General features: G+C 27.5%; 9 protein-coding genes. 3 read left to right on the top strand and 6 right to left on the bottom strand.

Annotated features, from left to right (window positions below; genetic code table 11):
- Nucleotides 1-17: 17 nt before the first annotated feature.
- Together ACBT_RS11310 and ACBT_RS11305 are read right to left on the bottom strand one after the other, a co-directional pair.
- Nucleotides 18-1,094, bottom strand: coding sequence for a prohibitin family protein (locus ACBT_RS11310; RefSeq protein ID WP_024774340.1), 1,077 nt, complete (start codon nt 1,092-1,094; stop codon nt 18-20).
- A 39-nt stretch (nt 1,095-1,133) separates the two neighbouring features.
- Nucleotides 1,134-2,054 (bottom strand): branched-chain amino acid transaminase, encoded by a 921-nt coding sequence (locus ACBT_RS11305; protein ID WP_024774341.1) that lies wholly within the window; start codon nt 2,052-2,054, stop codon nt 1,134-1,136.
- 115 nt (nt 2,055-2,169) lie between these two features.
- Here ACBT_RS11305 and ACBT_RS11300 point away from each other — a divergent pair, with 115 nt between their 5' ends.
- Entirely contained in the window at nt 2,170-2,769 is a 600-nt protein-coding gene (locus tag ACBT_RS11300) for a hypothetical protein (protein WP_024774342.1), read from the top strand.
- Between the two features lie 2 nt (nt 2,770-2,771).
- Here ACBT_RS11300 and ACBT_RS11295 read toward each other — a convergent pair whose 3' ends face one another.
- Genes ACBT_RS11295 through ACBT_RS11285 form a run of 3 tightly spaced genes read right to left on the bottom strand, consistent with a single transcriptional unit; the run spans nt 2,772 to nt 5,116 of the window.
- On the bottom strand, nt 2,772-3,572 hold the full coding sequence (locus ACBT_RS11295; protein WP_051429927.1) for a metal ABC transporter permease: 801 nt from the start codon (nt 3,570-3,572) through the stop codon (nt 2,772-2,774).
- Nucleotides 3,572-4,204 (bottom strand): metal ABC transporter ATP-binding protein, encoded by a 633-nt coding sequence (locus tag ACBT_RS11290; RefSeq protein ID WP_024774344.1) that lies wholly within the window; start codon nt 4,202-4,204, stop codon nt 3,572-3,574. The genes ACBT_RS11295 and ACBT_RS11290 overlap by 1 nt, the downstream gene beginning before the upstream one ends.
- 3 nt (nt 4,205-4,207) lie before the next feature.
- A complete protein-coding gene (locus tag ACBT_RS11285) occupies nt 4,208-5,116 on the bottom strand; it encodes a metal ABC transporter substrate-binding protein (RefSeq protein WP_024774345.1) in 909 nt (302 codons plus the stop codon).
- A 129-nt stretch (nt 5,117-5,245) separates the two neighbouring features.
- Between ACBT_RS11285 and ACBT_RS11280 the strand changes: the two genes are divergently transcribed.
- Together ACBT_RS11280 and metH are read left to right on the top strand one after the other, a co-directional pair.
- Nucleotides 5,246-5,845, top strand: coding sequence for an SAM-dependent methyltransferase (locus ACBT_RS11280; RefSeq protein ID WP_024774346.1), 600 nt, complete (start codon nt 5,246-5,248; stop codon nt 5,843-5,845).
- A 79-nt stretch (nt 5,846-5,924) separates the two neighbouring features.
- Nucleotides 5,925-9,398: a methionine synthase gene (metH, locus tag ACBT_RS11275; protein ID WP_024774347.1), complete on the top strand. Its 3,474-nt coding sequence runs from the start codon at nt 5,925-5,927 to the stop codon at nt 9,396-9,398.
- Nucleotides 9,399-9,410: 12 nt separating this feature from the next.
- On the opposite strand, the gene ACBT_RS11270 is transcribed toward metH, so the two are convergent.
- Nucleotides 9,411-11,969, bottom strand: a complete 2,559-nt coding sequence (locus tag ACBT_RS11270; RefSeq protein WP_024774348.1) for an ABC transporter substrate-binding protein — start codon at nt 11,967-11,969, stop codon at nt 9,411-9,413.
- Between the last annotated feature and the right edge of the window lie 84 nt (nt 11,970-12,053).

Genomic DNA, 12,053 nt, shown 5'->3' with positions numbered 1-12,053 from the left:
CCCTATTTCAGGTCAAATTACTTTTGATTTACTACAGCATCTCTACTTTTATCTTTTGTATCAACCCAAATATTTGGAGTTGCTCCACCAGGAGTTAAGAAAATTTTAGCATCTTTATTTTCTCTTAATGCTTCGTTAAATTTACCTTGAACTTCAATTTGTTGCATTTGTAATAGATTTGAAGTTAAAGAATCCGCGATAACTTTATTTGCTTCAGATTGAGCTTTAGCTTCAATTGTCACAGCATCTGCTTTACCTTGAGCTTCAATTCTTTTAGCTTCTGCTTCTCCAGTTGCTAAAGCAGCTCTTTTTTCAGCTTCTTGTTTAGCTCTTTGAACTTCATATCTTACTCTTTCAGCTTCTTGATTTGCAATTTGAACTTTTTCTATTTGTTCTTTAATCTTTTCTGGAAGAACTATCTCTTTTAACTGTACTGATTCAACAATAACAGCATTTTTAGATCTTTCTTTTACTTTTTCTTTAATTAATTTATCAAGGCTTTCAGCAACTTCATTTCTTTTCATTGGAAGAACCTCTGCATTGTATCCACCAAGAACACTTCTTGCAACTTCTCCAACAACTTGATTTACAATTTTATCTTCCCAAGATGGTCCCCAAGTTGCAATTGTTTCAGGAACACCACTTGCAATGATATTGTATTGAACAGTTAATTCAATAGAGATTGGTAAACCTCTTGAATCAAGTACATTAATTGCAGGGTTGTTTTTGATACTTTGGTCAAAAGAACCTACAGTTTGAGTGTTCATATATGTTAAAAGTCTAACTTTTGTGTCAACTACAATAACTTTTTGTATTACTGGAATATAGAAATGGAAACCTGGATTTAAAGCTTCTTTATCATATTTTCCTGTTGTTGCTTTAATCCCTACTTGTCCTGATTCAATAATAACAAATGGTTTAAACAAAAACAATGCACCAATAATTATAATTACCACATAAAGCATTCCAGCTTTTTTACCAAAATTTTTGAAAAACTCTGGAGCTTCAAATGGAGGTTGAAAATTCCCACCGCCATTTGGTTTATTTGTATTATTTTGTTGTCTATTCTTAAAATAATCGTTGTCTATAGGCATATCTTTCCTTATTTTATTTTTTACCAATCCTACTAAAAATTAGTTAATATATGTTAAATACTTAGTATATTTAGGATTTTTACCTGTAACTACATCAAAATATGCAGACTGGATTTTTTCTGTAATTGGTCCTCTACAACCAGCGCCAATAATTCTAGCATCAACTTCTCTAATTGGAGTGATTTCAGCTGCTGTTCCTGTAAAGAAAGCTTCATCTGCTACGTAAATTTCCTCTCTAGTTATTCTTCTTCTAACAACTTCTATTCCCATGTCATTTGCTAATTGAATAGCTGTTGCTTGAGTAATAGACTCTAAAGAGTTGTCATTTGGAGGAGATATAAGTTTTCCATCTTTAACAATAAAGAAACAAGCTCCAGAAGCTTCAGCAATGTATCCCTGATCATCTCTTAATAAAGCTTCATCATAACCTGCTTCAACAGCTTCATATTTTGCCATTTGAGAGTTCATATAGTTTGCAACTGATTTTGCTTTTCCCATACCTGAAGTATTTGGAGTTCTTGTAAATGATGATATTTTAACTCTAACACCTTTTTTAAGCCCCTCTTCTCCAAGATACGCACCCCATTCCCATGCAGAAATAGAAACTTTTACAGGTGCATCTTTATGATAAAGTCCCATTACTCCATATCCTAAATATACTAGTGGTCTGATGTAAGCACCATTTGTTAATTCATTTTTTTGTAGTAATTCAACTTGAGCATTATTTAACTCTTCTAGTGAAAAAGGAACATTCATTAACGTCATTTTAGAAGAATTTAAAAGTCTTTGAGTATGCTCATTTAATTTAAATATTGCACATCTTCCATCTACAGTTTTATAAGCTTTTGTACCTTCAATAGCACCATTTCCATAATGCAAAGTATGGCTTAATACGTGAACTTTTGCATCTTGCCATGGAGTGAACTCTCCATCCATCCATATATATTTTGATTCAGTCATTCTATTATTTCCTGTATTTAAAAATTAATAATAAACATTTTACCTAAAGATAATTAAAAATAGAGTTTAAGATAAAAATTTGTATTATAAAAATAAAAATAGAGGATAATAAAAAATGAGAAATATTATTTTTTTAATGTTAATTACTATTTTATTTAGCTCATGTGTAAGAAACAGTGAACAACTAAAAATTGAAGAAAATAAGGCTAAAGTTTTAAAAGATAAAGAGATTGAAGATAAAAAATACAATGAATTAATTAATAGAGTTAATAATCTTTTATCTTTAATACAAAGTTCAAACTTAACATTAATAAATGATTCATATATAAATAAAAATTTTGGGTTATATGAAATTTTTGTCGATGATGAAAATGAAAATATAACTTTAAAATATGATACAAAGATTGAAGAAATTGATGATTATATAGCTTCAAATATTATTTTGTTTGACGAAATAAAATTTAATTGTGCTTCAGAGAATGATTCACTTTATGGTTGGGAAAAAGATGGAGTTTTTTTAGTAAAGAATTTTGAAAATTTATCAGATAAATTATCTATTGCTGAAGATAGAAAAAATATTTTAAAAAATAGCTACAAATTAATTATTACAAATAATATTGTACTTTATCTATCTTATATAGAAAATAGTTGGTACATAACTTTAATTGATAAGGTAACAACAGATTGTAGTATAAAAGATATAGAAAAGAAGTAGCGTCACCTACTTCTTGTAGAAAAAATAAGTGTTAAAATAAATATTGAAAGTAAAACGATAACAATTGTTGCCCCACTTGGAATTGAGATATAAAAAGATAAAAATAATCCTATCACTACACCTAAAATAGCAAATAAAGTTGATAGAATCCAAGTTATTTTAAATCCTTTTTTTAAACAAAGAGCGCTAACAACAGGAATTATCATAATTGCTCCAATAAGTAATGCCCCAATTATCTTAATTGAAATTGCAACTAAAGCCCCAATTAAAGCAGTAAATATTAGATTTATTAATCTTACATTTATTCCAGCAGATATTGCTAACTCTTCATTAAAACAGATAAGAAAAAGTTTTTTATAATGGATAATCATAAATATAAGAGTTAATATAAAAAATATTAAAATTGTTAAAATATCTTCGTGTGTAATAGCAACAATTGAGCCAAAAAGATAATCAAATAAAGATGTATTAAAAGAGTTTGATAATGAAACAATAATAACCGAAAATGCAAGTGCAGAAGATAAAAATATTGATAGCATAGAATCAGAATATAGTTTTTTATAACTTCTTAAATATTCAATCATTATTGAAGCAATAATTGAGATTATAATTGTTGTAAATATGGTTGAAATTTGAAATAAAAATCCAATAGCAACTCCTAATAAAGAGATATGTGCTAAAGCATCTGATAACATTGCATATCTTTTTACAACTACAAAAAGACTAAGAGTTGAGGTTAATATAGCTATTGAAATACCTGCTATAAAAGCATTAATCATAAATTCATATTGAAAAATTTCCATTATTTTAAAATCCCATTTATGCAAAAAGTTTTTGTAATATATTTTTCAATCATTCCTAAGTGGTGCGTTATAAAGACTATAGATGTCTTATTTTCTTTATTTATTTTGTTTAGATTATCTATAAATTTTGATTGAGATATTTTATCAAGCCCCATATCTGGTTCATCTAGAAAAAGAATCTTTGGTTTATTTGCTAGAGCTCTTACTATCATTACTCTTTGCTTTTGTCCTCCTGATAGTTCAGCAAATAGTTTTGAATTTAAATTTGTAATTTCAAAATTTTGCATTAAAAATTTTAAATAATCTTTTTCAATTTTTGAAATCTTTTTTAATATTGAAGAGTTAGTTATAAAAGCAGTTTCTAAAATCTCTTTAACAGTAGCTGGAAAAATTACATCTACTGCAGTAGCATTTTGTGGTACATACCCCATTTTGTTTTTTATATTTTCAAAATATTGAATTTCTCCACTATTTGGTTTTAATATATTTAAAAGCAGTTTTAAAAAAGTTGTTTTTCCTCCTCCATTTGAACCAACTATTGCTATAAAATCACCTTCAAAAATTTCTAATGAGATGTTTGACAAAATATTTTCAAAATTTAAATCACAAATTTCTATAAGTTTTTTATTCATAGCTTATTTACAATCCATAGCAAACTTTAATTTTTCTAAATTATCTTCCATAATTTCAAGGTAACCATATCCTTTTTCATTTTCTATTTTAGAAATATTTTCAGCTGGTCTTAATGTATCTATTTTTACATTTGCTGCTTTTGCAATTGTTTGTGCAACTTTTGGACTTGCAAACTCTTCAAAAAAAACAGTATTTATTTTTTCATTTTTTACTAAGTCTATAAGTTCGCTTACAACTTTAGCAGAAGGTTTACTTTCTGGTGTAAGCCCTGAAATACTATATTGTTTTACATCATATTCATCTGCAAAGTATCCAAAAGCATTATGATTTACTAAGATTTTTTTATTCTTACAACTGTTTAAACTTGTATCATATTTTATTTTTAAGGCTTCAATTTTTTGTAGATATTTATCAGAGTTTTCTTTGTAAATATCTTTATTTACTGGGTCTTTTTCAATAAAAAGTTGAGTTATAACTTTTGTCATTAAAATGTAATTATTTAAACTAACCCAATAGTGTGGATCAATATTTGAATTGTGATTGTGGTCTTTTTCATGGTCATGCTCATTATGATTTTTTTCTTCTATTTCTATTAGTTTTACATGTTTACTCATATCAAATACTTTATTTTCTATTTTTAAAGATGAAACTATTTTATTTTTCCAAGGCTCCATTAAATCACCACTTGAAATTAATAAATCAGTTTTAGATAGTATGGTCATATCTTTAGCTATTGGATCAAAACCATGTGCTTCTATACCAAATGGAATAAGATTATTCAATTTAATTTTATCTGTTCCTACCTCTTTGGCAATATTATATAGTGGATAAATTGTAGTTGTTACATTAATGTTTGATAAAGCATTTGTTCCTAGTAGTAAAAGTGTTGAGATTAGTGTTTTTTTAATCATTTTTATATCCTTTGTAATATTTTGCAACTAAGTCGCATTTCGAAATTATAAATTAGAGAAGTTTAAATGCAACTTAGTTGCATTTAGTAAAAAAATAGTATAATAAATTAATAAATAAGGAGATTGAATATGACTCAACAACAATTTTGGAATAATAAATTTTCAAATCAAGATTTCTTTTATGGTACAAATCCTAATAAATTTTTAGCATCAAACTTAGAATTATTTAAAGATTATCAAAAACTTCTTTGTTTAGGTGAAGGGGAGGGAAGAAATGCGATATTTTTTGCAAAAAATGGTTTAGATGTAACTGCTATTGATACATCAAATTTAGGTTTAGAAAAACTTGAAAAATGGTCGAAAAATGAGAATTTAAATATAAAAACAGTTTGTATGGATTTAAATTATTGGAAAACAGATGAAAAATATGATGTTATAGTTGCTTCGTATTTGCATATGCATAAAAATGAAAGAGAAAAATTATTTAGAAAAATTGAAAATTCTTTAAATTCAGGTGGTTACTTTGCTGCAGAATTTTTTTCAATAAATCAATTAAATTATAATAGTGGTGGACCAAAAGATATAGATTTACTTTATACAAAAGAGGATTTTGAAAACTATTTTAAATTATGTAGAAAAAAGATTACAGAAGAGATAACAATTTTAGATGAAGGAATAGGGCATCAAGGTGAAGCTAGTGTTATTAGAGTTGTTATTCAAAAAAATTGATTTAACATACTTTAACCCCCATTTAAATATACTATTAATAAATTATAGATGTAAAAATTATAACTAAAGCAGAGAATTAATGTTAGAAACAATAAAAAATTTAATAGAAAAAAGAGTTTTAATAATAGATGGAGCTATGGGAACACAGCTTCAATCAAGAGAAATAAAAAAAGAGTTTTGGCAGTATGAAGAAAAAGATTTAGAAGGTTGTAATGAACTTTTGAATCTAACTGCGCCAGAAATTCTTGAAGAGATTTATGAAAATTATGCAAAGGCAGGAGCAAATTTAGTAAGTACAAATACTTTTGGTTCAATGCCATGGGTTTTAGATGAGTATGGAATAGGGCATTTAAGTTATGAATTATCAAAATTAGGTGCGCAAAGTGCAAAAAATGCAATAGCTAAATATAGTAGTGAAGATAATCCAAAATTTGTTTTAGCATCAATTGGTCCTGGAACAAAACTTCCATCTTTAGGTCATATAACTTATGACGAAATGTATGAAGGCTATAAAACTATGGCTAGAGGTTTGGCTGATGGTGGAACAGATATATTTTTACTTGAAACTTGTCAAGATCCTCTACAGATAAAAGCAGGGCTTCATGCATTAAATGATGTGGCACCACAAATTCCAATCATGGTTTCAGTAACGATTGAGTTAAATGGAACAATGCTAATAGGAACAGATGCTCAAACAATAGCAGCAATTTTAAAACCATTTAATATTTTATCTTTAGGATTTAACTGTGGTACGGGACCTCTTCAAGTTCAAAAACACGTAAAAGCATTAAGTGAAGTGTCAAGGTTTCCTATATCTGTTCATGCAAATGCTGGACTTCCTCAAAATAGGGGAGGTAAGAGTTATTATCCTATGGGGCCAGATGAATTTACTACTTTACAAAAAGGTTTTTTAGAAATAAATGGAGTTTCATTTTTAGGTGGATGTTGTGGAACTACACCAGAACACATTAATGCTTTGAGTAATGCTGTAAAAGGAATGATTCCAAAAAAACCTAGTGGATATTTAAAAGCATCTTTGGCTTCATTATTTAATATAGTTCCTTTAAAACAAGAGCTAGCTCCACTTCTAATTGGTGAGAGAAGTAATGCAACAGGAAGTAAGGCTTTTAGAGAACTTTTAAAAGCAAATGATTATGAAGGAACACTAAGTGTTGCTCAACAGCAGGTTCGTGCTGGAGCACATGTTATAGATGTAAGTGTTGGATTTGCTGGACGTGATGAAACTGGAGATATGGATAAAGTTGTATCTTTATATTCACAAAAAATTTCATTACCATTAATGCCAGATTCAACGCAAATAAAAGCACTTGAAGCTGCTTTAAAACAAATTGGTGGAAGATGTATAATAAATTCTGTTAACCTTGAAGATGGTGAAGAAAAATTTGATGCAGTTTGTTCTTTAGCAAAAAAATTTGGAGCAGCCTTAGTTTGTCTTGTAATTGACGAAATTGGAATGGCAAAAACTGTTGAGAGAAAACTTGAAGTTGCAGAAAGAATTTATGATTTATGTGTAAATAGACATGGATTTGATCCCGCAGATTTAGTTTTTGATATGCTTACATTTACTATTGGTTCAGGAGATGATGAGTATAGAACTGCAGGAATTGATACACTGGAAGCAATTAGAGAGTTTCAGTTACGACATCCAGAAGTTGGAACTACATTAGGATTGTCAAATATTTCATTTGGTTTAGCTGCAAATGCAAGAATTTACTTAAATTCAATATATCTTGACCACTGTGTAAAAGCAGGTTTAACAACTGCTATTGTAAATGTTAAACATATTATTCCACTAAATAAAATAAGTCCAGAAGATAAAAAAGCTTGTGATGATTTAATTTTTAACAATCAAGAAGATGGTGACCCATTATTTAAGTTTATAGAGCACTTTTCAAATGTTGAGTCACAAGATGAACAAAGTGATGAAGAGTATCAAAAGTTAGAACCAATAGATAAAGTTAAAAAACTTTTATTAGATGGTGATAAAGAAAGAATGATACCTTTAGTTATGGAATTAAAAGATGTAGTTGCACCAGAGATTATTGTAAATGAGTGGTTAATTGATGGAATGAAAGTAATTGGAGAATTATTTGGAAGTGGTCAAATGCAACTTCCTTTTGTACTTCAAAGTGCTGAAACTATGAAAACAACAGTTGATGCTTTAAATCCTTATCTTCCAAAACAAGAAAAAAGTAGTGAAACAACTATGGTTATAGGAACTGTAAAAGGTGATGTTCACGATGTTGGTAAAAATTTAGTTGATATTATTTTAAGTAATAATGGATTTAAAATAGTAAATATTGGAATAAAAGCAGATTTAAATCAGTTTCTAGAAGCGGCTAAAGAGCATAATGCAGATGCTATTGGAATGAGTGGACTACTTGTTAAAAGTACTGCTGTTATGAAAGAAAATCTAGAAGAGATGCAAAAATTAGGGCTTAAAATTCCTGTACTTCTTGGTGGTGCAGCGTTAACAAAAAATTTCGTTGATGATTATTGTAGAACTATTTATGATGGACCGATATTTTACTGTAGAGATGCTTTTGATGGTGTAGTTGCTATGCAAAGAATTGAAAAAGGTGATAGCTACAATACAAAACTAGCAGCAGATTTAATAGAAATAGTTGATACAAGTGACAAAATAGAAAAAGAAGTAGTAGAAATTCCTCCTTATGAAGAGATACAAATGCCAAAAAGAGATTTTGTCGTTCCTCCATATTGGAATAGGGTGGCTAAAAAAGGTGATGCGTTAGATAAGGATTTAATATTCTCTTGGATTAACCATAGAGTTTTATTTAGACAAAGATGGGGATATAAAAGAGGTAAACAAACACCTGAAGCATTTATGAAATATGAAAAAGATATTGTTGAACCATTATATTATTCTTTAAAAGATGAATTGATTTCAAAAAATATATTTGAACCAATAGCTATTTATGAATATTATCCTTGTATATCTCATGATAATAAATTATATATTTTTGATAAAAAATATCTTTTTAACAATCTTGAAGAGGCAAAAAGAGTACCACCTTTAGAAGAGGCTATAAAAGTTATGGAATTTCCAAGACAAAGAAGAAAACCATTTAGATGTTTAGCTGATTTCTTTGCAAATGATAGATTAGATGTTGTTGGATTTACACTTGCAAGTGCAGGGCTAAAAATTACTGATTATGAGAGAGAGTTTTATAATAAAGGTGAATTTACGAAATATTATCAAGTTCATGGTCTTGGAGTTGAATTAGCTGAGGCATTAGCTGAGGTATTACACAAACAAATAAGACTTGACTGGAATATAGTTCCAAAAGAGGGGCATAAATTAAGTGATGTTCAAATGAAGCAATATGTTGGATGTAGATATTCTCCTGGTTACGCTGCTTGTCCAGATTTATCACAAAATAGAGATATTTTTGATTTACTTAATCCTGAAGAGTTTGGAATAGAACTTAGTGAAACATTCCAAATGCACCCAGAGCAAACAACTTGTGCAATTGTTGTTCACAACAAAGAGGCAAATTATTATAATGTTTAGAAGAGTTTTCTTCTAAACATCTATTTTTAATGGTAAGATAATTCTAAATTTTGCACCTAAAAGTTCATTTTCTTTATAGATAAACTTATAATTTTTAACTGAGATTTTACCTTTAAGATGAGTTTCAACTAATAATTTTGACATATAAAGGCCAATTCCTGTTCCTTTAGATTTATGTTTTGTAGTAAAATATGGTTCGAAAATTCTATCTATAATCTCACCATTTACTCCCAAACCATTATCGTAAATATCTATATTTAAATTAATATCTGATTCTTTTTTGATGTCAATAAATATATATCTAGATTTTTGATTGTCCAATTCTTTTAAAGCATCTTTTGCATTTGTAAGAATATTCATTAAAACTTGGATTAATTCATTTTCGATAGATATAAACTCAAATTCATCTATATTTTTTATGACATTTATATTGTGATTTGCAAAAGAAGGATTTAAAATATCTAGAACTTTTTTTAATAGATTATTTGTTTCAACACTAGATATAAATTTATTTTGATCTAAAAAATTTCTGAAATCATCAATTGTATTTGATAGATAAGAAACAGAAGATTTTATGTGGTTTATTGAATCAAAAAACTCTTTGTCATCTAGTTTTGAAAGTGATTTTTTAAGTTCCATTCCAGATGTGCAAACACTAATTGTTGATAGTGGTTGTCTCCATTGATGTGCAATATTTTCTAACATTTCACCCATAGCTGCCATTTTTGATTGATGCATTAAAATTCTATTTTTTTCTTCATTTTGTTTTATTTCAAATGCTATTTTATCTTCTAAATTTTTATTTATTTTTTTTAGTAAAAAGTATCTATAAATAATAGCAAAAATAATAAATATGATTAAAAGCAAAATGGAAATTTTTATAAGTAGTTCACGATCAAGATTATTTTCATATTTTAAATATACCCATTTATTGAAGAAATCATGTTTTTGATTATCGTTAATTGAATCAAGGGCTTTATCTAAAATCGAAGCAAGATATTTATTTTCTATATTCGTAGCCATATGTAGTTTAAGCTGCTCATCAATTCTTCCAGATACTTTTAATTCTCCAAGGAAATGATTTTGTATTTCATATCCAATAACTGCTAGAGAATCAATAGCTGCATAAACTTCTCCATTTTTTACTGCATTTAGGGAATCATTTAAAGATGGATACTCAACAAATTTGAAATTTTTATATTTTTCTTGTATTAGTTTACTTGTTGCAAAACCTTTTACTAATGCTATTTTTACGTCTTTCAATTTATTAATATCGTCAATAAATGGTTTTGTAATATCTGTTGCAATAACAAAAGGAAAATCAACGTAAGGTTTTGTGAAATTTAAAAGATTTTCTCTGTTAGTTTTATAAGCGATTGTTGTTAGAATATCACATTCATTTTTTACAGTTTTTTCAAAACTTTCATGCCAATTTGATGTAGGAACAAACTTCAAGTCAATATTAAGAGATTTTGAGATTTGTTTCATATAATCTTCAAGTATACCAATATGTTTTCTATTTACAATAGATTCAAAAGGCATTAAATTACTATGGGAACAGTAAGAAAATGTTTTTTTTGTTTTTAAATAAGCTAACTCATCACTATTTAATTTAAGATTTAAATTATTATCATCGTTATGTTCAAATAAAAGTGTATTCAAATCAATTTCATTTTTTATAAGCCCCATAACTTTATATGTATTTATGATTAGATTTATTTTTTCTTTTGAAATCTTTCCAATTTCACCATGTTCATCAAAAACAAGTTTTTTCATTTCTAAAGCTTCAAAAAGTAAAGCCTCTTTAGATTTGTTTTGAGGGTTATATTTTTCATAAATAATATTAACAGTTTGCTCTAGATTATCAAATGCCCATCTCCAACCTTCCATTGAGGCTTCATAAAAATCTTTTACAATTTTTGGATTGTTCCTAGCAAATTCACCAGTTGTAAAAATCAAATCTTCATAAAAATCAAATCCATAATCTTTAGGATAAAAAATCTTACTTTCATAACCTTTCTCTTTTAATAAAAAAGGTTCATTTGTTGTATAAGATAGCATTAAATCTGTATTTTTATTTATTAAATCATTAACATTTAAAGAGTGAGGAAGAATTTTAATAGAGTTAATATCAATATTTTGACTAATAAGCATAGCTTTAAATGTTGCAAATTCTAGTTGCTCTTGAGTAATCATAAGTCTTTTATTTACTAAATCTTTTAAAGAGTTTAGATCTGAATTTTCTAAAGCTAGTAGAACTAGTGGAGATGTTTGAAAAATTGCACCTAAAACCACTACATCTTTATTCTTTGATTTATCAACTATTAAAGATGTTGAACTGATACCAAAATCTGCTCTTTTTTCTAATACTTCATTTAAGACATTTGTTGAGTTATGAAATTTTTTAAATTCAACCTCAAGTCCAGCTTTTTCATAAAAATCTTTTTCTTTTGCTATATAAAATCCAGCAAACTGGAATTGATCAAGCCACATTAATTGAAGAGATACTTTTTGAAGATTATTTGAAAATAGTGATGTTATGAAAAAAAATAGTAAAAATATCTTCTTCATAATTCACAACTTTGTTCAAGCAGAATATTTATAATTGAGTCCGTATAGCAGCGTATATATATGAAAAGAATAATTTAATACCCC

The organism is Aliarcobacter cibarius (genome assembly GCF_013372265.1).
Taxonomy (GTDB): Bacteria; Campylobacterota; Campylobacteria; order Campylobacterales; family Arcobacteraceae; genus Aliarcobacter; species Aliarcobacter cibarius.
The sequence above is the reverse complement of the archived record's forward strand: the minus strand, read 5'-3'. Positions and strand labels throughout refer to the sequence as shown.

Bases quoted from the DNA above. Each gene is read 5' to 3' on its own strand.
- ACBT_RS11310 (WP_024774340.1), bottom strand. From the start codon at position 1,094: ATGCCTATAGACAACGATTATTTTAAGAATAGACAACAAAATAATACA.
- ACBT_RS11305 (WP_024774341.1), bottom strand. From the start codon at position 2,054: ATGACTGAATCAAAATATATATGGATGGATGGAGAGTTCACTCCATGG.
- ACBT_RS11300 (WP_024774342.1), top strand. From the start codon at position 2,170: ATGAGAAATATTATTTTTTTAATGTTAATTACTATTTTATTTAGCTCA.
- ACBT_RS11295 (WP_051429927.1), bottom strand. From the start codon at position 3,572: ATGGAAATTTTTCAATATGAATTTATGATTAATGCTTTTATAGCAGGT.
- ACBT_RS11290 (WP_024774344.1), bottom strand. From the start codon at position 4,204: ATGAATAAAAAACTTATAGAAATTTGTGATTTAAATTTTGAAAATATT.
- ACBT_RS11285 (WP_024774345.1), bottom strand. From the start codon at position 5,116: ATGATTAAAAAAACACTAATCTCAACACTTTTACTACTAGGAACAAAT.
- ACBT_RS11280 (WP_024774346.1), top strand. From the start codon at position 5,246: ATGACTCAACAACAATTTTGGAATAATAAATTTTCAAATCAAGATTTC.
- metH (WP_024774347.1), top strand. From the start codon at position 5,925: ATGTTAGAAACAATAAAAAATTTAATAGAAAAAAGAGTTTTAATAATA.
- ACBT_RS11270 (WP_024774348.1), bottom strand. From the start codon at position 11,969: ATGAAGAAGATATTTTTACTATTTTTTTTCATAACATCACTATTTTCA.